This window comes from Gordonia sp. (in: high G+C Gram-positive bacteria) (assembly GCF_052106715.1).
GTDB lineage: Bacteria > Actinomycetota > Actinomycetes > Mycobacteriales > Mycobacteriaceae > Gordonia.
In genome coordinates, this window is sequence record NZ_JBQEDL010000004.1 from 1 (window position 1) to 19,934 (window position 19,934).

Annotated in this window: 17 protein-coding genes and 1 pseudogene; 5 read left to right on the top strand and 13 right to left on the bottom strand. The window is 65.5% G+C overall.

The window, feature by feature from the left end:
* On the bottom strand, positions 1 to 1,113 hold a 1,113-nt coding region (locus ACTIMF_RS02980; protein ID WP_442348790.1), incomplete at its 3' end, for a DnaB-like helicase N-terminal domain-containing protein.
* Positions 1,114 to 1,460: 347 nt separating this feature from the next.
* Positions 1,461 to 2,660: an oxygenase MpaB family protein gene (locus tag ACTIMF_RS02985; RefSeq protein WP_442348937.1), complete on the bottom strand. Its 1,200-nt coding sequence runs from the start codon at positions 2,658 to 2,660 to the stop codon at positions 1,461 to 1,463.
* Positions 2,661 to 2,783: 123 nt separating this feature from the next.
* Between ACTIMF_RS02985 and ACTIMF_RS02990 the strand changes: the two genes are divergently transcribed.
* The gene (locus tag ACTIMF_RS02990) at positions 2,784 to 3,338 is read left to right on the top strand and encodes a TetR/AcrR family transcriptional regulator (protein ID WP_442348791.1); all 555 of its coding nucleotides are present in this window, start codon (positions 2,784 to 2,786) and stop codon (positions 3,336 to 3,338) included.
* A gap of 3 nt (positions 3,339 to 3,341) precedes the next feature.
* Here ACTIMF_RS02990 and ACTIMF_RS02995 read toward each other — a convergent pair whose 3' ends face one another.
* The 11 genes and pseudogenes from ACTIMF_RS02995 to ACTIMF_RS03045 form a co-directional block, all read right to left on the bottom strand.
* Positions 3,342 to 4,037: a hypothetical protein gene (locus tag ACTIMF_RS02995; RefSeq protein WP_442348792.1), complete on the bottom strand. Its 696-nt coding sequence runs from the start codon at positions 4,035 to 4,037 to the stop codon at positions 3,342 to 3,344.
* 16 nt (positions 4,038 to 4,053) lie between these two features.
* Positions 4,054 to 4,698, bottom strand: a complete 645-nt coding sequence (locus ACTIMF_RS03000) for a hypothetical protein (RefSeq protein WP_442348793.1) — start codon at positions 4,696 to 4,698, stop codon at positions 4,054 to 4,056.
* Positions 4,674 to 6,080, bottom strand: coding sequence for an MCE family protein (locus ACTIMF_RS03005; protein WP_442348794.1), 1,407 nt, complete (start codon positions 6,078 to 6,080; stop codon positions 4,674 to 4,676). Before ACTIMF_RS03005 ends, ACTIMF_RS03000 begins: the two co-directional genes overlap by 25 nt.
* On the bottom strand, positions 6,077 to 7,177 hold the full coding sequence (locus ACTIMF_RS03010) for an MCE family protein (RefSeq protein ID WP_442348795.1): 1,101 nt from the start codon (positions 7,175 to 7,177) through the stop codon (positions 6,077 to 6,079). The genes ACTIMF_RS03005 and ACTIMF_RS03010 overlap by 4 nt, the downstream gene beginning before the upstream one ends.
* 1 nt (position 7,178) lies before the next feature.
* The gene (locus tag ACTIMF_RS03015) at positions 7,179 to 8,315 is read right to left on the bottom strand and encodes an MCE family protein (RefSeq protein WP_442348796.1); all 1,137 of its coding nucleotides are present in this window, start codon (positions 8,313 to 8,315) and stop codon (positions 7,179 to 7,181) included.
* A 169-nt stretch (positions 8,316 to 8,484) separates the two neighbouring features.
* Positions 8,485 to 9,300, bottom strand: a pseudogene (locus ACTIMF_RS03020) (MCE family protein); the annotation flags it as partial.
* A gap of 1 nt (position 9,301) precedes the next feature.
* Positions 9,302 to 10,342, bottom strand: a complete 1,041-nt coding sequence (locus ACTIMF_RS03025) for an MCE family protein (RefSeq protein WP_442348797.1) — start codon at positions 10,340 to 10,342, stop codon at positions 9,302 to 9,304.
* The gene (locus ACTIMF_RS03030; RefSeq protein WP_442348798.1) at positions 10,339 to 11,505 is read right to left on the bottom strand and encodes an MCE family protein; all 1,167 of its coding nucleotides are present in this window, start codon (positions 11,503 to 11,505) and stop codon (positions 10,339 to 10,341) included. Before ACTIMF_RS03030 ends, ACTIMF_RS03025 begins: the two co-directional genes overlap by 4 nt.
* Positions 11,502 to 12,371 carry an MlaE family ABC transporter permease gene (locus ACTIMF_RS03035; RefSeq protein ID WP_442348799.1) on the bottom strand — a complete coding sequence of 290 codons (870 nt, stop codon included), beginning with the start codon at positions 12,369 to 12,371 and terminating at the stop codon, positions 11,502 to 11,504. Before ACTIMF_RS03035 ends, ACTIMF_RS03030 begins: the two co-directional genes overlap by 4 nt.
* A 63-nt stretch (positions 12,372 to 12,434) precedes the next feature.
* Positions 12,435 to 13,211, bottom strand: a complete 777-nt coding sequence (locus ACTIMF_RS03040) for an MlaE family ABC transporter permease (RefSeq protein ID WP_442348800.1) — start codon at positions 13,209 to 13,211, stop codon at positions 12,435 to 12,437.
* A gap of 299 nt (positions 13,212 to 13,510) precedes the next feature.
* Positions 13,511 to 14,344 carry an SDR family oxidoreductase gene (locus tag ACTIMF_RS03045; RefSeq protein ID WP_442348801.1) on the bottom strand — a complete coding sequence of 278 codons (834 nt, stop codon included), beginning with the start codon at positions 14,342 to 14,344 and terminating at the stop codon, positions 13,511 to 13,513.
* A 205-nt stretch (positions 14,345 to 14,549) separates the two neighbouring features.
* Between ACTIMF_RS03045 and ACTIMF_RS03050 the strand changes: the two genes are divergently transcribed.
* The 4 genes from ACTIMF_RS03050 to ACTIMF_RS03065 all read left to right on the top strand — a co-directional run bounded on the left by ACTIMF_RS03050 (position 14,550) and on the right by ACTIMF_RS03065 (position 19,919).
* Entirely contained in the window at positions 14,550 to 15,938 is a 1,389-nt protein-coding gene (locus ACTIMF_RS03050; protein ID WP_442348802.1) for an aldehyde dehydrogenase family protein, read from the top strand.
* 61 nt (positions 15,939 to 15,999) lie between these two features.
* Positions 16,000 to 16,995, top strand: a complete 996-nt coding sequence (locus ACTIMF_RS03055) for a PDR/VanB family oxidoreductase (protein ID WP_442348803.1) — start codon at positions 16,000 to 16,002, stop codon at positions 16,993 to 16,995.
* A gap of 74 nt (positions 16,996 to 17,069) precedes the next feature.
* Positions 17,070 to 18,377 carry a cytochrome P450 gene (locus ACTIMF_RS03060; RefSeq protein WP_442348804.1) on the top strand — a complete coding sequence of 436 codons (1,308 nt, stop codon included), beginning with the start codon at positions 17,070 to 17,072 and terminating at the stop codon, positions 18,375 to 18,377.
* Positions 18,378 to 18,380: 3 nt separating this feature from the next.
* The gene (locus ACTIMF_RS03065; RefSeq protein ID WP_442348805.1) at positions 18,381 to 19,919 is read left to right on the top strand and encodes an acyl-CoA synthetase; all 1,539 of its coding nucleotides are present in this window, start codon (positions 18,381 to 18,383) and stop codon (positions 19,917 to 19,919) included.
* Positions 19,920 to 19,934 lie beyond the last annotated feature (15 nt).

The window sequence follows — 19,934 nt, forward strand, 5'->3', positions numbered from 1 at the left end:
CACGTCGACCGGCCCTTCGGCCTCGATCCGCAGTGCGATCTCCGGATCGTCGTACGCCATCCCGGCCAACGCGCCGACCGTGTACGGCCCGTACGCGAGCGGCCGGTACGGCAACTGGATCGGCTCGGAGTTCTGCACGGTTGCGCGACCGGCATACCGCTGCAGCGCATCGGTCGTGAGCACCTCACGACGGCCGTCGATCTCGGCGATCCACTGGTGCTGCTGGTCAGCGATCAACGACGACCCATCGTCGAACTCCACCTCGAAGCAAGGACGGTGCGTCATCACCTCGGTGGCGGCGACGACCTTCGTCGGCCGACCGTCCGCACCGAACAGGCAGTCGCCGACGGCGACCTTGCCCATCGTCGTAAACCCGGTCGGCGTGGGCAGCGGAGTGTCGAGCGCCAGCGCCTTGCCCATGCCGGGGCGCGCAGCGACGATAATCATCTGCCCGGGGTGCAGACCGTTTGTCAGCTTGTCGAAGTCGGCGAACCCGGTCGGCACGCCGAGCGACAGACCACCGCGCGACGCGATCGAGTCCAGCTCGTCGAGCGTCGGCTGCAACAGCTCTTCCAAGACGATGTAGTCTTCGGCCGTTCGCCGCTCGGTCACCTCGTACACCTCGGCCTGCGCACGGTCGACGACCTCGGCCACGTCCTGACCGCCGTCGCCCGCGTACCCGTACTGGACGATACGGGTACCCGCCTCGACAAGACGTCGCAGAATTGCCTTTTCGCCCACGATCTCCGCGTAGTAGCCGGCATTGGCCGCGGTCGGCACCGTCGAGATCAGTGTGTGGATGTAGGGGGCTCCGCCGACCTTACGCAGGTCGCCGCGCCGTTCGAGCTCGGCGGCGACGGTCACCGCGTCTGCAGGTTCACCGCGCCCGTACAGCTCGAGGATCGCGTCGTACACGGCCTGGTGCGCAGGCTTGTAGAAGTCACCGGGGCGGACCCGTTCGAGAACGTCGGCGACGGCGTCTTTGGACAGCAGCATGCCACCGAGCACCGACTGCTCGGCTTGAAGATCCTGCGGGGGCTGACGACCGTAGTCCTCCCGCGGCGGGGCACCGGGCTGGTCCGGCGGTGGCCCCTGTTCCTCCAATGCCGTCACCCGCGCCTCCCCCGTGCAGTCGATCGTCGTCGGCCCGCCAAGACCGTTGTTCCCATCCCGTTCAGCCGCCCATTGACGAACTGAAACCTTCCCAGAGGTTAGGGCTACGCAACCTCCGCATCAAACCACCCCTGTGGATAACACTGTTGATGCAATGTGGACAACGACGAAAACCTCTGGACGTCATGTGCACCCCGCTGTGGATGTTTTGGGGAATTCACCTAGTAGTCACCGCAAACCAGCAGGTCATGGCGGGTTACACAATTCCCCAGCAACGACTTGCGCGATCCTCGGCGTGTTGCGTTGCGCCACGCCCGGAGGAAACTCCACACCGGGTTGAGACCCGGTCAGCGACGGAGCGCACCCGACGCATCGAACTCGGCCTCACGGTCGGCCATCTGCGCCCGATACCAGTTCTCCCGGTGCGCGACCATCCACTTCTCGTGGACGCGGCCGACGGGCGGGATCCGTCGCAACGTCTCGATCGCGAAGACGAGCGGAAAGCGCAGGGCGATCCAGGCGAGTCCGGGGAGGGCGTTCGGCATGTCGTAGCGGGCGTACGTGGTCGGGATCATGAACAGCCGCGAGTACGCCGCGTAGATCATCCCGTTGTACTGCTCGCGCAGACGCTGGAGACCGGTGTGCCCCTCACGCGGAGCGAACGCCCTCGGAAACGACTCGATGAGCTCTGCTCCGTGGGTTCCCGCATCGTGACTGCGCGTGAACGACACCAGTGCGAGCAGTCGAAGCGTGTCCGCGACGGTCTCCGGATACCAGGTGTTGCGGATTCCGAGCAGGTACCCCATGTAGCGCTGGAAGTGGATGAGCGCGTTGATCTCCTTGGGTGTGGTCTGCACGCCGACGCCCCACAGCGCGAGTGCGGGCACGACGCTGCCGCCCGAGAGCGTCAACAGCTGGTACGCCTGACTGATCGGGTATCCCCACCGCGACTCGTCCCATTCGGGATGCGTGGCGACGCCGCGCCGGACGAACACGTGCATGACGCGCACCATCATCGCGGTCGCACGGCCCTGGCTTCCCGGCGTGAGGAGCGCACCCGGTGCAGAGACGTCGATCCAGAACTTCGCCGTCTCGAGGAATCGGCGGAGCGCGTTGTCTCCGGCATATCCGCCGGCCAGTGACAGCGGTGTCGCGACAGCGGCTTCGGTGTACATCTCGAGAGTCTCGCCGCCCGCGACGCTGAACAGGAATGTGCCCCAGCGCCGCCACACCTGTGCGCCGGCCTCGACGAGTTCCGGATCGACCCATTCGGGGACGTCCTCGAACTCATGGAACAGTTCGACCATCGCCTCGGGCGGGTCCTCGATACTGCCGAGCCCGTGATCGAGCGCTTTCTTGAGCATCGCACGGCCGACCTCTTGCCCGATCGCGCCGAGGAACACCTCGTCGACGAACCGTTCGGCCACCGGGTCGGAGTTGTACATGTCACCACAGAACGCCTCGATCTGCTCGGTCGTCGGGAAGACGTCCTTGCCGGTGAGGCTCTTGGCGAGCTTCCGGACGCGACGCACTCGCGGTCGCTTCATCGTCTCCCAGTACGGGAACGCGATCGGCGTCGGACGCTTGACCTGTGCGGATGCGGTGGCGGGGTCAGGTGATGTTGTGGTCACACCCGTGACCATACCATGAGGTACGGTATCGTTGTATCCATGACAATGACACGTCGCGGCCCCCGCCTGTCGGCTACCGACTGGGTCGATGCGGCACTCGCGTTGCTGACTGCCGACGGCGTCTCGTCGGTGAAGATCTCCCGCTTGTGCGAACGACTCGACGTCACAAAGGGCAGCTTTTACTGGCATTTCGGCGATCTCGATTCTCTCTGGGAGGCGATGGCCGAACGCTGGCGTGAAACACACGACGCCACATTCACCGGACTCGGCGAGGTCACCGCGCTGCCGCCCGCAGACCGGGTCGAAGCGCTGGCCACCATGCTCATGAGCGAGCGGAACCTGACCGTCGAGACCGCGATCCGCGACTGGGCCCGCGTCAATCCACGCGTGGCCGAATCGGTGCGCCGAATCGACAACGAGGTCTTCGACGCCGTCTACGCGGCACTGCTGGAACTGGACATAGACGCCGAACGCGCGCGGCTCACCGCCGGCCTGCTCGTCTACGCGGGCATCGGCTACATCCACGCCCACGACGGATTGCCGTCGCCGACCCCGGACGAACTGCGCTCGGTCATCGCGGCGTTGCTCGCGTAACGACTACACCGGCGTCAACGCGGCGATAAGCCACGTTCCATCGACGAGACGCGCTTCCACCCGCACTCGACTGCCGTCCAGTCGAGTCCCCTGCTGATCGGCCGACTCCGTCTTCTGGTTCACGAACAACAGCAGGGTCGTCGAGTCGGACGTGGACGCGACCACTCCGCCGTCGACCACCGTCGCCTCTGTGACGATCTTGTCTTTCTTGGCTGCCGGGACGATCACCTGGCTGCCGAGCTCGGAATAGTCGTCCTTGAACTGCCCGGTGAGATATTTCCCCGCGGTCGCCCCGAATGTCTTGTCGATCGTCGTGTGGTCGTAACTGAGCAGCTTCGGAACCGCGACTCGCACTGACGCCAACGCCTGCCCTCCGGCGTCGACATCGGCTTTCGCATCGTCGGTCTTGACCCATAGGAACGCCAGACCCACCACACCGAGTACCACGATCGCACCGAGCGCCGTCGCCACGTACCGCCGAAGCCGGACGGGGACCGTCAACGCGCCGACGATCCGGCGAAGGCGAGACGGCCGGTTTGATGCCCGGTCTTCGCTCTCGTCGTCCAACGGCGTGGTCTCGACGGCGTCGGCGGACGTCTCCGCTGGCTTGCCTGTCTCGACGTCCCCGTCAACGGTGCCGTCGACTCCGGTATCCCCGTCGAGGTCGACCTCTTCTTCCACCAGGACTGCGACGCTCATACTGTTCTCCCTGTTCTCACTCATCGACGAACTCCACGTTCTCGACCAGCCACTTGTCTCCGTCCAACGTCAGGTGGACACGCATCCGATAGACCCGCTGCTGGCCGTCCTTGGCCTCGGTGTTCGAGACGGTCGACGTCACCGCCGCCAGCACGGTCGCCGAGTCGTCGTCGGCCGAGACGATGCCTGCCTCTTTCACGACGCCGGTCGACTTGACCTTTCCCTGGCCGAGAACCTGCTGAAACGAGTCGGCCATCTGATTGAACTGACCGAGGAAGGCGCCCGTCGAGCTCTCCCGCACGCGCGCCAGATCCTTGTCGGTCCGGGTGTAGTCGAGACTCACCAGTCCTGCTACGACATCCTTCGTCGTGGACACGATCGTCCCGTCTCGGGCGGCTCGCTCGTTCGCCGTATGGAGCTGGACGCCCTTCCACGCGGCGAGACCGATCAAGACGGCGACCGCACCGAGCAGGACGGAGACCGTCACCCCACGCCGCAGAAGCGGCGTCTTCTCCGGCGACGCGCCGCCCTTCGCGCCGTCGCCGGCTGCACGCTGCGCCTCGGTTCTGCGGGTCGCTGCTTCGTCCGCCCGTACTTCGTCGGCTTCTACTTGGTCAGCCCTAGTTTCATCAGCCCCTACTTCATCAACAATGACTGCCATGTCAGGTGCTCCTCTCCACTGTGTCCGTCTGCGATCGATCCGAGTAGGTAGGTGACTCCGTCCGGCCCCCGGAACGTGCCCGTAGTGTCCGAGTAGGGGACCTGCCGGGAGGCCGTCGTCGCGCGACGCTTCTTGGTCGGCGGTGGTTCCGTCGACGACGCCCCGCCCGGTCGGGATAGCATGTCGGACCACGTCGACGGCAGTCCCTTCGGACAGTCGGCGACGAACGCGGTGCGCACGCTGGCGTCCGTGGCACACGGGATGTTCCGGGCGCCGCGCGCGACCTTCGGATTGTTCTTGTTGACATCGCAGTACTGGTCCCGCGGCACCCCGACGGTCCCGACCTCGGACGGGTCACGGCGTACGGTGCGGTAGCCCTCGGTGCACGGCGGCGGGTTGAGACTGTTGCCGAGCTTGACGTCGAGCGGCGCCTGCGGGCTGTCGCCGAGATCGAATCCCTGGAGCGAGCTCACACCGCCCGCGATGAGCGCGGGGTACACGGTGAGAATGCTGCGTATCTGTGGAATGTTCACCCGCATCACCTGACCGACCGTCTGCAGATTCGACAGCAGGATCGGCAGCGACGGTGTGAGCTCCTCGAGTGTGTCGCTCACCGAGTCGGCCGCGGGCGGCGCCACCTCCAGAACCTGGCGGATCGGGTCGTCGCTGGCCGCAAGCTGCCCGGTGAACGACGCGAGGTTCTGCGCACTCATCCGCAGCTGTGGCGCGACCTCATTGCCGACCGTCAGAAGGGGTTCGGCGTCGTCGAGGAGCGTCAGTGTCGGGCCGAGGTCCACCTGGGCCAGGTGCAGCAGACTCTGCGACGAGTCGATGAGCCGGGCGAGGCGCTCGCCCGACGCGTCCATCACCGTCGACAGTTCACCGAGCGCGGTGTCGAGGTTCGTCGGCGAGATGTCGGCGACCAATGCTTTGGCCGCCTCGAGTACGGCGTGCGTCGGCGTCGGAACGTGGTTGGACTTCGCCGGTAGAACGTCACCGTCGACGAGGTCGCCGCCCGCGCCGTCGACCGGCGTCAGGTCGACGAACTGTTCGCCGACGGCCGACGCGCTCTTGATCGTCGCCGAGGACGCCTTGGGGACCGGCGTTCCCGAATTCATCTGCAATGTGACCCGCACCGGCGCACCGGCTCGCGCCACGTCGACGTCCACGCCGACGACCCGTCCGACGGACACACCGCGGTAGGTCACCAGCGCCGACTCGTACACGCCTCCGCTGTCAGAGAACTCGGCGACGACGCGGTAAGTGCCGACACCGGTCATCCTGCCCATGCCGATGTAGGACACCAGCCCGTACACCGTGCTAACGATGGCGAGGATCGCGAACACCGCGAGCTGGATCTTCACGAACGGTGCGAGTCTCATCGGCGGTCCCCTCGAGCATGTGTGGTCGGCACCCGCAGCGGGTCGGCGGCCTGACGCGACAGCCTGCGTGTCTCCAACCCGGGAATGGATCCGATGACCTTGTTCCGGATCGCTCCGACCGACAGATCGAGGGTCAAGAAGAGGTTCTGGTAGTCACCGCGGAGCCCCTTGTCGACGGCGGTCACCGGCCACGGGAACGACAGGCCGAGCAGCAGGCCTCCGGCGAGGTCGTCGCCCGATTTCTGCAAACCGTCAAGGACGGGCTTCAGCGACGCCACCGACGACGCGATGTCGTCTTTGCTCGCGGCGATCACCGTCGAGGCCCGTCGGCCGAAGTCGCCGACCCGGTCGAGCATGGTGACGAGGTCCTCGCGCTGCTCGTTGAGTACGGCGAGGGCGGGCGTGATGGTCTCTATCCCCTCGGCGATGGTGTCCTTCTGCGCGGCGAGCCGATCACTCAGTCTGCCCAACGCATCGATCGCACGACCGATGTCGTCTCGCTGTTTGTCGAGACCGCCCACGAACTTGGTGAGACGTTTGATCGCCTGGTTGGCCTTCTCGTCACGACCGCCGACGGCGGTGTTCAGCTCGGTCATGATCGACCGCAGCTGCTCGAGACCCGACCCGTTGAGCACGAGCGACAGTGCCGCCAGCACCGACTCGGTGGACGGGTACTCATCGGTGTCCCGTAGGTCGATGACGTCTCCGTCGAGCAGCCGCGTCTTCGGGTCGGACTCGGCAGGCGGCACGATCTCCAGGTACTGCGCCCCGAGAACAGACGTCTGAGTGAGAGACACATGGACGCCCCGCGGGATCCGCACATCCGATTCCAGATCTAATTCGACGTCGGCGATGCCCTGCTTCAGCGCGATGCGTCGCACGACGCCGACGATCACGTTGTCGTAGCGGACCAGAGAGTTCGGAACAAGATTCTGGACGTCCTGCATTCGCGCGTGCACCGAATACGAGTCGCCGGCGATCGCGTTGCCAGGCAAGTCGAGCGAGTTGACGCCGTCGAACCTGCACCCGGCGCAGACAGCCGCGAGCATCGACAGTGCCAGTACGATCGCGCCGACGCGCGAGATGACGCGTCTCATGTCACCGGCCTCCCTTCTTGCCCTGGGCCGCGACTTCACGGCCGAACACCCGGCCGAATGTGCCGCTCGCCCGCTGGCATTCGGCCTGCGGCGCATCCACCGTCGTCAGGAGAGCGCAGATCAGCGACAGCGGGTCCGGGTAGTCGGGGATCGCCAGCGCGCCGGTGAGCGAGTTCGACCGGGGGTCGTAGATGTTGTAGAGGTCCGACAACGCCGTCGGTGTGGTGTGCAGGATCTGGGCGAGGTCGTCTTGACGATCGACCAGCAGTCCGGTGATCCGGTTCAGACCGACGACGTCGTCGGAGAGTGCCTGCTTGTTGTCGTCGAGGAACTGCTTCAGGGTCGGCGCCATGTCGTCGACGGCTCGAATCGCGGCATCCAGTTCGGTTCGGTTGTCGTCGAGCAGCTCGGAGGCTCCCGACAGTTGTTTCGCGAACGCGACGATCTGACGGTCGGATCCACGAAGCGCAGTCACCAGCGTCTGCAGGTTTCGTACGGTGCCGAACAGGTCGGGGCCACCCGCCGCAAGCGTGGTCATCGCGTCGGAGGTCGCCTGCATCGCTCGGTGCAGTGCGGCGCCGGATCCTCCGAACTTGTCGGCCGACGCGTTCACCAGTGACGACAGCGTGCCGTGCGAGCCGTCTGTCGGGCCGAGTTGCCGGGAGAGGTCGGTGACCTGATCCTTGATCTCGTCGTAGCTGACCGGCACGGCGGTCCGACCGAGGGCGATCGTCGCGTGGTCGGCGAGCGCACCGTCACTGGGCTCAGTGCGCGGGTTGACGAATTGGACGTATCGGCCGGACACCAGAGTCGGTGCGACAATCGCCGCCTGTGCGTCGGATGCGACGAAGACGTGGTCGTCGTAGGAGACGTCGACATCGACGTAGCCCTGCCCGTGTCCGCCCTTTTCCCCTTGTCGCGGTGTGACCGCGTCGACCGTGCCGATCGTCACTCCTCGGACCTTGACCGGGTCGCCGACGTACAGGCCCGTCGTGTTGGTGAACTGCACGGTGGCGTGCGAGGTGTGCATCGAGCGCCACCACGACGTCGCCGGCCACGCAATGAGGCACACGATGACGATCAGGGCGAGCAGCTTCGCGGTCGGGTGGACGGCGCCCAGCGCCGTGCGGAGCCTCATCGTCCACCCCCAGGCTGCCCGGCTGCTGGCCGTGGAGGTTCGCTGGAGCGATGTTGTGCAGAAGTACCGAGAAGAACGGACCGCTGCCGACCACCTCACCGAGCTGCGTGACGAACGGTCGCAGACCGGTGATGGACCGATTGATGTTCTCGTAGTTCTCGTTCAACGTCGCGATCACCTGCTTGAGTTGGGCCAGCATCGGTGGCGTCGCCGCACGAGCGTCGTCGACGAGCGCGGAGATCTCGGTGGAGACCCTGCGCAGACCGGTGAGGACGGTGCGGATCGTGTCGGACCGGTCGTTGAGTTCCTGGAACAGCACCGCACCGTCGTCGATCATCGTCGTCAACGTCTGATCGCGAGAGGCGAGCACCCCGCTCACCGAACCGGCCCGCTCGAGAAGCGTGCGGATCCCCTGGTCACGGGTACCGATGGTGTTTGCCGCGGCGGTCAGTTCGTTCAACGAGTCGCGAAGCCCATCCGGGAGCCCCTCCACGGTCTGTGTCAGGGATTTGAGGGCATCGACCGCGCTCGCTTTGTTGGTCTCATTCACATCGGTGGTGAGCTGCTCGAGCGAGTCGGTGAGGTCGAACCCCGAGGTGGTCCGGGCGAGCGGGATGCGGTCGGGCAGCTCACCGCCGCCACCGGTCTCGAGCTGGATGTAGCGCTTGCCCAGCGCGGTCTCGACCTTGATCGACGCCGTCGTCAACGAGCCGAGGTCCCGCCACCCGGACGTGAGCCGCATGGTCACCTCGACGTGGTCGTCGGCGAGATCGATCGATCGGACGTCGCCTGCCTGCACACCCGCGATCTGCACGTCGTCACCGGTGTCAATGCCGCCGGTGTCGGAGAACTCGGCGACGAGCGTGGTGATTCCCGGCCAGAACGGGATCGACCGGTAGTTGAAGGCGATCAGGACCGCGGCGACGATGATCACCGTGCCGACCAGGCCGTAACGGACCGACCGTGGTGAGTAGTCGGGTTTCATCTCAGTGGCACCTTCCTGCGGGGGCAGTGAACATCGGGGTGTCCTGGTGTCCGCCGTCGAGCGTCGGATAGCGGATGGCGAGACCGCAGACGAAGAAGTTGACGAAGCTGCCGTAGCTCGACGCGCGGCCGATCAGGCGATACGTCTCCGGAAGCTTGGACAGCAGCAGGTTGACGGTCGACGTGTTCCGGTTGAGGCTGGCCGCGAGCCCGCGCAGATGGTCGATGTCGGCGGTCAGATTCGGACGTGACTCGGCGAGCAGATCGCTGAGTTCGTCGCTCGCCGACGCGATGTGGCCGAGGCCCCGAGTGATGGTCCGCCGGTCCTCGGACAGCCCGCTGACGAGATGCTGCAGCTGGTCGATGAGGGTTCCGAACTGCTTGTCCCGGTCGGCGACCGTCGCAAGTACCTCGTTGAGGTCGGTGACGGTCGACCCGATCGTCGCGTCACGGTCTGCGATCGTCCGGCTGAGCTCCCCTACCTGGGTGACCAGCGTGCCGACGTCCTCGGTTCGACCGTTCAGAACCCCGATGACCGATGCGGTCAGCTTGTTCGCCTGGTCCGGGTCCACCCCTTGGAGCAGCGGCTTGAATCCGTTGACCAGTGCATCCATATCCAGTGCGGGTGATGTGTCGCGCACGGGGATCGTCGCGTCGGCGGGCAACGCCGCCCCCGGTTTCGCGGGGTCGGACTCCAGTTGGACGTACCTGTCGCCGATGAGGTTCTTGTAGCGGATGGCCAGACGTGTCGTTGTCGTCACCGGTACTTCACGGTCGACGTCGAGATCGACCTCTGCGCCCATCCGCGCCGAGCCGTCGCCGACGCCGTCGGCGATGCGGACGTCGACGACCTTGCCGACGACGACTCCGGCGGCCTTGACGTCGTCTCCCGTCCGGAGTCCCGACGCCGACCCGAACTGGGCACTGTACTGGCGGGACGGCACCATCCGGATGTCGCCGACGACGACGAACAGTGCTGCCGTGATCGCCGCAGTGACGGTCATGAAGACGCCGAGTTTGACGGCGGTACGTGTGAAGCTCATCGCGTCATTCCATAGATCAGGGAGGCGAACGGATTGCCGATCACGTCGTCGGGGGTGCGCACGTTCCGGTACGCGTGACTGCCGTCGTCGAACGAGAAGTGGCCTGCACCTTGATCGCCCGGCGCGAACGGGTAGCCGTAACAACTCGCTCCGGCGCGTCCCGCGTGGTTGGTCGGCGCGTCGGTGCCCGGTCGGTACGGAGGGTTGCCGAGCAGCAGTGTCCCGAGGACATTGAGCCCTGCTACCTTGCCGCCGAACGCCTGCTCCAAGTACTTGCGCGCGTAGTTCATACCGGAGAAGAAGCACGGCATGGTGCCGCCGTACTCCTCGATGCCGAGGAGTGTGGGCGCCAATGCGTCGGAGGCTTCGACCAGTGGTTTTCCGCTGCGGCGGGTGAAATCGGACCCGGTGTTGCCGAATCGAGTGAAGCTCAGGAGGAAGGTCGCCAGATCGGATTTCTTGTCGACGACGGTCCGCGACGTGACGTTCACGTTCTTGATGATCTTCATCAGATCCGGGGTCAGATCCGCGAACGTCTCGAGGTTGTCTGCACCCAACCTGAGGTCGCGTTGCAACGTCGGCAGCTTCTTGTTCATCGAACCGAGGTAGTCGTTCGTGGATTCGACGAGCTTCCCGAGTGTGTCGCCGCGCGAGGCGGTGGCCTTGTCGAGGGCGGTCAGCGTGATACCGACATCCGCGGGGTCGATGTGGTCGAGGACTCCGAGTAGCAGTCGGAACGTGTCGTCGACCTCGACCGGACGATGGAGAGTGTCGATGACGGCACCGTCGTGGAGTTTCTCCGACGATGCCGTGGTCGGCACCGTGAGTTCGACGAACTTACGACCGAAGATCGTCGTCGGCTCCAGTGTCGCGGACACATCCACGGGCATGCGCTCGGCAGCACCTGACTGCACGTCGAGGGTCAGACGGGCCCCGTCGCCCTGCGCTCGGATGTCGACGACGCGTCCCACGACGACGCCGGACACCTTCACATCCGATCCCGGCTGCATCATCAGCCCCGCTCGGGGGACGTCGAGATAGACGCGAGTCGTCGACTGGAACCCGCCGGAGTACGACACGAGGGCGACGATGACGAGGGCGACGACGGCGACGACCGCACCCGCCGCATATGCGAGGTGCACGCGACGCGATCTACCGGTCATCCCGATACCCGAACTGTTGCGTGAACGCCGCCGTAGAACGCGATTCCGACGACGAAGTCGACGACCATGATGATGATCAGAGAGGTGCGAACGGCCTGACCGACGGCTACCCCGACACCGGCGGGACCACCGCGGGCGTTGTATCCGTAATAGCAGTGCACCGACATGACGGAGACGGCCATGACGACCACCTTGACCAGCGAGATCAAGATGTCACTCGGTTGCAGGAACAGATTGAAGTAGTGCTCGTAGGTGCCGGGCGACTGTCCCGACATGACGACGCTGACGATCTTCGTCGCCGCGTACCCGGTGAACAGTGCGATGGAGAACAGCGGGATGATGGCGACCAGGCCTGCGGCGATTCGCGTAGAGACGAGGTACGGCATCGACTGGACCGACATCACCTCGAGTGCGTCGATCTCTTCACTCACCCGCATGGCGCCGAGCTGCGCGGTGAAACCGGCGCCGACGGTCGCCGTCAAGGCGACACCCGCGATGACCGGGATGGCCTCACGGGTGTTGAAGAAGGCCGAGATGAAGCCGGACATCGCCTCGACTCCGACTCGGCCGAGAGAACTGGCACCCTGCTGGCCCACTTCGTACCCGGCGGCGGCGGTGAGGAAGCCGATGATGACGACCGTTCCGCCGATCACGGCGAGCGCACCAGACCCGAGTGCGACCTCGGCGAGGACGCGAACCATCTCCCGTCGGTAATGGGTGAACGCCTTCGGTACGGCACGGAGCGCATGCTCGTAGAACGAGAGCTGCCTGCCGAGTGCCTCGAGCGGCCGCGAGACTCGTCCGATGTCGGGACGCCGGTCGACGAGCCGCTTGGACGGCTCGGTCGACGGTTGAATCACGACCATGGTCGTCTCCTTCTATTTCTGCGGTGCTTGTTCGGAGAGCTGTATTGCCCCGTGGGGCGAGCGTCAGTGCAGGGCGAGCGTCGTGATGACCGAGTTGGCGAGGAACAACAGGACGAAGCTGAAGACGACGGTCTGGTTTACCGCGTCGCCCACGCTCTTGGGGCCTCCCGCCACGCTGAAGCCGAGGTGGCAGGCGACGATGCCGGCCAGCAGGCCGAACACACCTGCCTTCAGTTCGCCGATCAGAAGATCGGGGACGCCTGTCAGAATCGGTATCGCCGCGACGAACTGACCGGGGGTCGCCCCCTGGAGGTAGACCGCGTACAGGTATCCACCGCACAGGCCGACCGCGGTGACGAGACCGTTCAGGAATAGCGCCACCACGCATGAGGCGATGACGCGGGGGACCGCGAGGCGCTGGATCGGGTCGATTCCCAGGACTCGGACGGCATCGATCTCCTCGCGGATCGTCCGTGACCCCAGGTCTGCGCAGATCGCGGTCGCTCCGGCGCCCGCGACGACCAGCACCGTCACGACCGGTCCGATCTCTCGGATCACCGCAACGCCCGCACCCGCGCCGGAGAGGTCGATCGCACCGATCTCGTTGAGCAGCACGTTGATCTGGAACACGACCATGACGCACAGCGGGATCGACATGAGCAGGGTCGGCACCACCGAGACGCTGGCGATGAACCACGCCTGTGAGACGAGTTCACGCCATTGGAACGGGCGCTTCGGCATGGCCTTCACGATCTTCCAGGCCGTACCGTAGAACGCTCCGACGGTCCCGACCGCTCCGATGAGCGGACGGACCGACGACTTCGCGGTGGACATCACCATGTGTCCGCCCCTCCCTTGCCCGGTAACGATGTGTGGTTGCACTCACTGATCTGGTCGATAATGTGGCGCATCACACGAAGAGTACGGGTCGATTCAGTAGCAGTCAATAGTGACTGTTTAGTATTTACCACGGATAATTTCGCAACCGACATGCCACCCCTGAGCGCGAAGATTCAACCGAATAAATGGCTGATGAAGTCCGCATACAGTAGGCATTCAGCACACAGGCCAGCGTGGCCGACCGAGCACAGAAGTTCTACACCACTGACTGTTATAACGCGGTCCAGGCTATCGACGGATCACTTTCCGGCGATCCGACCCTCGTACGCGGACCGCCTCTTCGGGTCGAACGTCAGGAACGTGTCGTAAGCGCCTATCGCCTTGCCGAAACGATCCCGCAGGCGACGACCGAGAAGGGGCTGGGTCGCCATCACGGGCCCCATGACCGAAGGGACGTAGACGTCCGCACGCGGACGCTCGAGCGCGTCGGCCACCCCACGAGCCACATCCTCAGGCCCGACGAGCGGAAAGAAGCGAGTCTTGGCCGTGCCCGCAATCAGTTCCGTCTTGGTGAAGTGCGGGAGGACGCACGTGAAGTCGACGCCGGAGTCGGCGAATTCGACTCGCGCAGTCTCAGTGAGGGCGACGACGCCTGACTTCGTCGCGCAATAGACCATGCCACCGGGAACCGGCGTCTTCCCCGCGGTCGATGCGACATTGACGATGTGCCCGGTGCCGCGCGCGGCCATGTCCGGCAGCACGGTCCGCATACCGTTGACGCATCCGCCGAGATTGACCTCGATCGCCTTGTGGAGAGTCGCAGCAGACTGTTCGAGAAACCCGCCGATCGGCATGATGCCCGCATTATTGATCAGGACGTCGATCCGTCCTCGTTCGGTCGCAGCCGCATAGAAGCGCGCGAAGCTCTCCGCGTCCGCGACGTCGACGACGGACCCCGATGCCCGGCCCCCCAGTTCGCCGACCGCGACGTCGACCACTTCCTGATCGAGGTCGCCGATGACTACATCGGCACCCCGACGGATCAACTCCGCCGCCGTCGCCCGGCCGATGCCGCGGCCTCCACCGGTAACCATGGCTCGCCGACCCGCCAGATTGGAACCGCCACCCGCCATAACCAACTCTCCTCCGTGTCCGTCGCCGCACCCGCGCCGCGAACGATGATTGTGTCCTACATCTCGATTCTGAAAGGATTCGACCCTCACGAGATATAACATAGATTACACTTCAGTATGCAGGCCAGAGTGATTTAATGGCGATCTACCGGTTGACCAGGCCGAAACTATGACTTGCCTTACGATCCGCGAAAGGGAGGAATCGATGTCGTTCACACCATCGCCGGAGGTCGAGTTGATCTCAACGAAGGCCCGCCTGAGCGCCACGTTCGCGACGGGACGTACCAAGTCGTACGAGTGGCGGATTCGCCAGCTCGCGGCCATCGAGCGTCTGTGTGAGGAGAACGAGCCCGCGATCGCGAAAGCGCTCGCCGACGACCTCGGGCGCTCGGATGTCGAGGCCTTCCTCGGCGACATCGCTTCGACCGTCGGAGAAGCACGTTACGCCCGCGACCATCTCCGATCGTGGATGCCGAAGAGGTCCGTCCGGCTACCCCTCCTCCACCGACCGGGGCGAGCGTGGTACCAGTACGAACCGCTGGGCGTAGTCCTCGTGATCGGACCGTGGAACTACCCGCTTGGTCTGGCTCTCGGCCCACTGGTGGCCGCCGTCGCCGCGGGCAACTGCGCCGTGGTCAAACCCTCCGAAGTGGCGCCTGCGGTGTCCGCGCTCATCGCCGAGCTGATTCCGCGCTACCTCGACACCGAGGCGATCGTGGTGGTCGAGGGTGACGCCGCCGTCACCCAGCGGCTGCTCGCCGAAGGCTACGACCTCGCCATCTTCACTGGCGGCACCGAGATCGGCCGCAAGATCATGGCGGCCGCCGCCCCCACGCTGACCCCGGTGATCCTCGAGCTCGGCGGTAAGAGCCCGGTCATCGTCGCCCCCGACGCCGATCTGGACATCGCTGCCCGACGCATCGCCTGGGTGAAGCTGCTCAACTCGGGGCAGACCTGCATCGCACCCGACTACGTGCTCGCCCACCGATCCGTCGCCGCCGATCTCGCGCGCCGCATCGCGGACTACACGGCGCAGTTCCGCAGCGGTGAGCCGGACACGTCGCTGCCCATCGTCAATCAACGACAGTTCGACCGTCTGGCCGACCTCATCTCCACGACTACCGGCGAGATCGTCCGGGGCGGCGCCGCCTATCCCGACAGTCGCCGCATCGAGATGACGATCATCGCCGACCCGGCGCCCGCCGACCCGGTGATGAAGGACGAGATCTTCGGGCCGATCCTACCCATCGTGTCGATGCCCAGCACCGACGCCGCGGTCGAGTTCGTGAACGACCGGGAGAAGCCTCTCGCCGTCTACGTCTTCACCGAGGACGAGAAGGCCGCGCGCGGCATCGTCGACCGGATCCCGTCGGGCGGAGCGGTCATCAACCATTGCGCGATGCACTACCTCGTCCCACAGCTCCCGTTCGGCGGTGTCGGAGCGAGCGGGATGGGCGCCTACCACGGTCGATGGGGGTTCGAAGCCATGAGTCACCGGCGACCGGTCCTGTCGCGACGGACGTTCCCCGATTCGAAGATGTTCTACCCGCCTCAGTCGAGGCTCGCCGTCGCGATCATGCGGAGAGTGTTCTGATGCGGCGCCCCACGAAACGACTCGCCGAACCACACGTCCCCGAGAATGTGAGGGCCGAACCATGACCACCGAGTTGCTCAGCAGCGTCCCCGCAGACACCGAGTTCACCGCCGAGCTCGTCGTTCGCTCCCGACGTGACGCCGCCGAGGGCGTCGTCCGCCTCGAGCTCGCCGTCCCCGACGGTTCCGACCTCCCCTCATGGGAGCCGGGTGCCCACATCGACCTGATCCTCGACGACGACCTGGTTCGCCAATACTCCCTGTGCGGCGACGCCTTCGACTCGTCGACCTGGGCAATCGCCGTACTGCGGACCATGGACAGCCGCGGCGGATCCGATGCCGTCCACTCGCGCCTGCACGAGGGCGCGACGGTTCGCGTCCGGGGCCCGCGGAACCACTTCGCCGTCGTCGACTCGCCGAGTTATCTGTTCGTCGCAGGCGGGATCGGCATCACGCCGATCATGCCGATGATCGAACAGGCCGCACACGTCGGAGCGGATTGGCACCTGTACTACCTGGGCCGAAGCGATTCGTCGATGGCGTTCGCCGACGACCTGGCCGCGACGTACGGCGACCAGGTGACACTGTGGGCAGACGATGCACGAGGAGGCCCGATCGATCTGTCCACGATCGTCGGCGAGCCGGGTGCCGACACCGTGATCTACAGCTGCGGGCCCGAACCACTGCTCGCCGCACTCGAGGAACGGTGCCTCGATTGGCCTGCCGGTGCCCTTCACGTCGAGCGATTCGCTCCGCGGACACCCGCTCCCGACGCAGCGACCGACGGCCTCGCGACGTTCGAGGTCGAGTGCCGCCGTTCCGGGGTCGTCGTCACCGTCGAGGAGGATCAGCCATTGCTCGAAGCACTGGAGGATGCCGACATACCCATCATGTCCTCCTGCCTCGAGGGCATGTGCGGCACCTGTCAGGCGACTGTGCTCGACGGCGTGCCCGATCACCAGGACTCCATGCTCTCGCCCGCCGAACGGGACAGCGGCAGCGTCATCTTGACCTGCGTGTCCCGCTCACGCACTCCCCGGCTGGTACTCGACCTGTGAACAGCCGCCCCGCCGGCGCGACATGACCCCCGACTTCCTTCCTTCAGCCCCCGAACACGATTGGAGTGACATCCGTGTCCATCGAATCCACCACCGTCGATACAACCCCCAGCGACGCCAGCACCGTCGATCCCAGCACCATCGATCCCGGAACAGTGGACTTGTCGACCCTCGACCTGTCCGATCTGTGCTACTTCGAGGACGGCCCGCCCTACGCGCTCCTCGCGCGACTCCGCGAGGAGGCGAGCCCACACTGGAATGCCGTCGGTGACGGTGAGACCGGCTTCTGGTCGTTCACCAAAGCAGCGGACATCCAGGCCATCAGCGCGGACCCCGAGACGTTCTCGTCCGCGCGCGGCGGTGTGTTCTTAGCGCAGGACGGCGCGGTCCCCGTCGACGCACTCCGTCAGATCATCCTCGGGATGGATCCGCCGCAGCACACACGCGTGCGGAACATCGTCCAAGCGGTGTTCACGCCGCGCCTCATCAAACAGAAGGAGGCGTCGATCCGGGCCGTCGCCACCGAGCTGATCAACGAGGTCGTCGAGCGCGGCGAGTGCGACTTCGTCGACGACATCGCCGTGGAGCTGCCGCTGCGGGTGATCGCCGACATGCTGGGCGTACCGCAGGACGACCGACGCAAACTGTTCGACTGGACCAACCAGTTGTCCCGTGCCGCAGCAACCGCCGACCCGACGCTGGGATTCGGCGCTCTCCTCGAGATCGGCGGCTACATCTCCGCGCTCACCGCGGCTCGTGCCGCCGATCCCCAGGACGATCTGATCTCGCGCCTGATCGAGGCAACGGTCGATGGCGAGAAACTCACCGAGGCCGAGGTGACGTACTTCTTCGCACTGCTAATGTTCGCGGGAAACGACACGACCCGGAACACGACTGCGGGCGCCATGCGCGCATTGATCAATAATCCCGACCAGCGCGACCTGCTGCTGGAGGATCCGAGTCTGATCGACACGGCGATCGAGGAGTTCCTGCGCTGGGTGAGCCCAGTCATCTACTTCACGCGCACAGCTCAACGTGACGTCGAGGTGGGAGGCCAACTCGTCAAAGAGGGCGAGCGGGTGGCCATGTGGTACTCGGCGGGCTCGCGTGACCCCGAGCGGCACGAGAACCCCGAGACCTTCGACGTCACGCGCGTGAAGCCCCGGCACCAGGCGTTCGGTGGCGGCGGGCCGCACTTCTGCCTCGGCAACGCGCTCGCGCGCCTCGAACTCCGCGTTCTGTTCGAAGAACTGCTCCGCCGGGTCCCTGATATGACGATCACCGGGCCGGTGACCCGCCTGACGTCGAACTTCAGCAATGAGCTCACCTCGATGCCCGTCCGCTTCACACCGGGCGTCCGCGAACCGGTCAAGGAGTCCTGACCGATGTATCCAGGCACCCACGCACAGTCGTTCCCGGACAAGCCCGCCGTCGTCATGAGCGGATCCGGTGAGGTAATCACCTACTGCCGGCTCGACGATGACTCCCGCCGTGTCGCCGTCGCGCTCGCCGACCTCGGTCTCCGCAAGGGCGACGTCATCGCGATGATCAGTGACAATCGTCCCGAATGCTTTGTTCTGTACTGGGCCGCCCTGCGGTCCGGACTGTATCTGACGGCTGTGAACTTCCATCTGACTCCTGCCGAAGCCGCCTACATCGTCGACGATTGTGACGCCAAAGTCCTCTTCTCCTCGGCGGAGCTGAGCGAGGCAGCCGAGGAGGTCCGGGAGCTCAGTCCGCGGGTCGAGCACGCATACTCGATGGGCGGCACGCTGGCCGGTCACACGCCACTCGACGAGCTGATCGCGCCCATCGGCGACCGCGCCTTGGCGGACCAACCTCGGGGCAGTGACATGCTGTACTCCTCCGGAACCACCGGGCGCCCGAAGGGCATCCGCGGACCGTTGCTCCCGATCACGGTCGACCAGCCCGGCGACCCGCTCACCGCCATCGTCGGGCAGTCGTTCGGGCTGGGTCCCGACGATGTGTACCTCTCGCCTGCGCCGGTCTATCACGCGGCTCCGCTTCGGTGGGGAGGCTACGTCCACGCCTACGGCGGGACCGTGGTGGTGATGGAACAGTTCAAGGCCGAATCCGCACTGGCCGCGATCGAGAAGTACGGAGTCACCGTCACCCAGGTCGTACCGACCATGTTCGTTCGGATGCTGCAACTCGACGACGAGGTGCGCGAGAGGTACGACGTGTCGTCCCTGCGTCTGGCGATCCACGCGGCCGCGCCGTGTCCGCCCGACGTGAAGGAGGCCATGATCGATTGGTGGGGCCCGATCCTCGTCGAGTACTACTCGTCGACCGAGGCCAACGGCCTGACCGTGATCTCCACCCAGGAGTGGACGTCGCATCGGGGCTCGGTCGGACTGAGCAAACTCGGCCCGGTCCACATCTGCGACGACGACGGCGCCGAGCTGCCTGCGGGCGCACCTGGGCGCGTGTACTTCGAGCGGGCGAACCTGCCGTTCGAATATCACAAGGATCCGGAGAAGACGCGACAGGCGCAGCACCCGGACCACCCGAACTGGACGGCGATCGGCGACATCGGCTACGTCGACGACGACGGATACCTGTACCTGACCGACCGCGAGTCGTTCCTGATCATCTCCGGCGGAGTCAACATCTATCCACGCGAGATCGAGGACGCTCTCACCATGCACCCCGCGGTGTTCGACGTAGCCGTGATCGGCGTCCCCGATCCCGCACTCGGTCAGACCGTCAAGGCCGTCGTCCAGCTCAAGCCCGATGTCGAGGAGAACGACGAACTCGCCGAGCAGCTCCTCGAGCACGTCGCCCAGCGCGTCGCCAAGTACAAGGTGCCCAAGAGCGTGGACTTCGTCGCCTCACTGCCCCGCACCGCCACGGGTAAGCTGGTGAAACGGCAGCTCGTGGACGGCTACGCCGTCACTAGGTGACCTCGAACCCGGACC